Source organism: Streptomyces sp. NPDC002845 (assembly GCF_053591955.1).
Map to the genome: position 1 here is coordinate 1 of NZ_JBSFUU010000207.1, position 2464 is coordinate 2464.

At 67.6% G+C, this 2464-nt stretch carries 2 protein-coding genes; both read left to right on the top strand.

The window, feature by feature from the left end; translation table 11 throughout:
• Positions 1-75: 75 nt before the first annotated feature.
• A complete protein-coding gene (locus ACWD3C_RS48340) occupies positions 76-708 on the top strand; it encodes an IS607 family transposase (protein ID WP_451155167.1) in 633 nt (210 codons plus the stop codon).
• A gap of 54 nt (positions 709-762) precedes the next feature.
• Complete coding sequence (locus ACWD3C_RS48345) at positions 763-2457, top strand: hypothetical protein (RefSeq protein WP_451155169.1); 1695 nt, start codon at positions 763-765, stop codon at positions 2455-2457.
• Positions 2458-2464: the final 7 nt, after the last annotated feature.

Here is a 2464-nt window from a genome sequence, read left to right on the forward strand (position 1 = left end):
CGGGTCGGAAGCTGCTTCTTGATTGATGGGCCACGCTTGGTCATTTCGGGATAACTTTCCAGGATGGACCAAGGAATGGTTTCGGCGACGCGGGCTGCCCGGATTCTGGGTGTGTCCACCCGGACGCTGCGCAGATACACGGCATCAGGGCTGCTGGCCGACCGTCGGTCGCCGGGCGGGAAGCGCATCTTCTCCGTGGTGGAACTGGAGGCCCTGCGGTCCGAGGCGGCCAAGCTGCCCGATGTTGAGGGCGTGGTGCTCTATGGCCGTGTGTCGTCGCAGCGGCAGCGGTCCGAGGGGGACCTTGACCGGCAGATGGCCAGGTTGCGGAAGGCCGCCGAGGGGCGGCCGGTGGTGGGCGAGTTCTTCGACGTGGCCTCCGGCCTGTCGGACCAGCGGCGAGGGCTGCGTAGGGCGTTGACGTTGTGCCAGCGGCCGGAGGTGTCGGTGCTCCTGGTCGAGCATGAGGAGCGGCTCGCCCGGTTCGGGACCGGGGTCATACGGGATGTGATGCTGCCTGCGTTCGGCGTCTCGCTGGAGGTGACCGGTGCGGATGAGGGTCTGGACGCTTCGCAGGAATCGGAGCTGGTCAAGGACATGCTCGCGGTCGTCACCTCGTTCTCGGGCCGGCTGTACGGGCAGCGGTCGGCAAAGGCCAGGGCGCTCACCAGATGCGTCAAATCCACTATGGATCAGCCGGATTTGTAGGACATGCTTGGACGTCGATAGGGTGGTCATGTCGAGACGGAAAGAGGTGAGCGAGTGGCCCGCAAGCGCACGAAGAAGCGCCAACTGCGCACGCTCACTGCTCCGTTTACCGTCGCCGCCCCGACCGGTGCCCGCATCCGGGACCGCCTCCGGCTCGCCGCCGAGGATTGCGATGTTCTGACCCGGGTCGGGCGTCACCTCGGCTCGCTCCAGCGTTCCGACCTCGCCGAACGTGTCCGGATCGGCAAGGTGAGCGTCAAGGAGAACCAGCGCGCCGAGCGGAAACGTGGACTGACGAAGGTGTCGTCGTCGCGTTGGGCCGGGGCCATGACCCGCGTCTCGGAGGACCAGTATCAGCTGTCTTTGCGGTGCCTGTTCGATGAGGCGTCTTCGCTGCGGCGTGCCCGCCGGAAGATCGAGAAGCGTCTCGCGGTGCCGTGCGGGAAGCGTGAGGGCAAGATCCGTGGATACAAGGATCAGTCCGAGCGCGCCCAGAAGCAGCGCCGGTTGCAGGTCCTTCGTGCTCGGTTGGCGGAGGCCGAGCAGCGCATCGACACCGGCCGTCCGGCGATCGTCGCCGGTGGCCGCCGCCTGGCCAAGGTTCGGCACAGCCTTGTCGACGCCGGGCTGACCGCCGAGCAGTGGCGGCAGCGGTGGGACGCCGAACGCCTGTTCCTGACCGCCGATGGCGAGTCCAAGGCTCCGTTCGGGAACTACACCATCAGCGTCGATCCCGGCGACGGCAGCGTGACCATCGTCTTGCCGGAACCGCTGCGGCACCTCGCCAACCAGCCTCGCGGCCGGTACCGGCTGGGATGCACCGTGGCCTTCTCTCACCGCCGCGAAGAGTGGCTGGACCGGGCCACCGCACACCGAGCCGTCCGATACGACATCGTGCACGATCCGGTGCGTGGCCGCTGGTACCTGGATGTGTCCTGGTCCGCCGACACCGCCGTACTCCCCACCCCGGAGGAGCTCCGGGCCTTCGGCGAGCGGACGATCGGCATCGACCTCAACGCCGATCACCTCGCCGCCTACGTCCTCGACGCGCACGGCAACCCGATCGGCCAGCCGCGCACGATCCTGCTCGATCTGACCGGCCCAACCTCCCAGCGAGACGGCAGGCTGCGAACGGCGATCACCCAACTCATCGCCCTGGCGAAGCAGCACGACTGCGCGGGCATCGTGGTGGAGAACCTCAACTTCGACGACGCTCGTGCCACCGGCCGCGAAACCATGGGCCGAGCCAAGCGCGGCAAGACCTTCCGCCGCACCGTCGCCGGCATTCCCACCGCACGCTTCCGGGAACGACTGCGCGGCATGGCCTTCCACGCCGGCCTCGTCGTCATCGCCGTCGACCCGGCATGCACCAGCATCTGGGGCGAGAAGTACTGGAAAGCCCCGCTCCAACAACAGAACAGCAAGACCACCGTCACCCGGCACCACAGTGCTGCGGTGGCGATCGGCAGGCGTGGCCTGGGCCACCGAATCCGGCGTCGGCCAGGTGTGACCGCCAGCGACCAGAGGATCGCTGCGCGGGGAGCTACCGGCCAGACCGTATTCGTACCCAGGCCACGCGGGACCGCGAGCCCACCCAGGACAGCGAGCACGCCAAACGGAGGCGGCAAGACTCGACAGTGCCAAGGTGGCCAACTCGCGCTGTTCCCCGGCCCTCAAGACCGTTCGGAGGGTCACCGGATCATCGATCCGGTTTACGTCGATTCGGCCAACACTGGCCAATCACGATAGGAACGGT